The sequence below is a fragment of the Pseudomonas sp. EL_65y_Pfl1_R83 genome (genome assembly GCF_963970695.1).
Lineage (GTDB): Bacteria > Pseudomonadota > Gammaproteobacteria > Pseudomonadales > Pseudomonadaceae > Aquipseudomonas > Aquipseudomonas tritici.
Window position 1 is genome coordinate 1 of record NZ_CAXAQI010000076.1, and the last position, 751, is coordinate 751.

General features: G+C 64.0%; 2 protein-coding genes. Both read left to right on the plus strand.

Translation table 11 applies throughout. The features are described 5' to 3' along the window. Window positions 1–194: SapC family protein (locus tag AACY08_RS27690; protein ID WP_339472295.1), on the plus strand; the 194-nt coding region annotated here is incomplete at its 5' end. Beyond that, window positions 191–751, plus strand: a 561-nt coding sequence (locus AACY08_RS27695) for a cupin-like domain-containing protein (protein WP_339472296.1), incomplete at its 3' end; no start/stop codon positions are given. The genes AACY08_RS27690 and AACY08_RS27695, both read left to right, overlap by 4 nt.

Consider the following 751-nt stretch of genomic DNA (forward strand, 5'->3'; position numbering starts at 1 on the left):
TCGACGATGGCGAACGACTCGTGCTGGAAGGCCTCTACACGATCAGTCGCGATGCCCTGGCCGAGCTCGACGACGTTGCGGTGATCGGACTGTTCCGGCAAGGCGACCTGGCGCTCGCGCAAAGCGTCCTTGGATCACAGCAGCATCTTTCGCGCCTCGCCCGCCTGCGCAACGATCGTCTTGTTGCCGGATGACATCGCTCGACTCGCCCTGCTTGCGAACCGTCGACGGCACGACATTGGATCGCGACCGGTTCCTCCGCGACATTGCCGAGCCGTGCGAACCGGTCGGCTTGCGCGGCGTATGTCGCCAGTGGCCGGCTTATGCCGCGCAAGCGCAATCGCAGGCGGCGCTCGTCGCCTATCTGGCACGATTCGCGGTCGACCGGGCGGCGGAGATGTTTGTCGGCGATCCGGGAACGGGTGGACGATACGATTATGCCGACGGACTGGCCGGGTTTACCTTCTCGCGCGAAAGCGTGCGGTTCGGTGAGGCGCTTGGGCGGATCGCGGACGCAGCACAGTCTCCCTCGCAACCGTCAATCTATGTCGGTTCGCTGCCCACAGATGACTATCTTCCGGGCTTTTCTGCCGAAAATACGCTCTCGATCCTGTCGCCCGACGTCGGGCCGCGGATCTGGCTTGGGACCGCGTCGTCGGTCGCTTGCCACTATGATACGTTCGACAACCTCGCCTGTGTCGTGGCGGGGCGACGGCGTTTCACGCTTTATCCGCCCGATGCGATTGCCGAT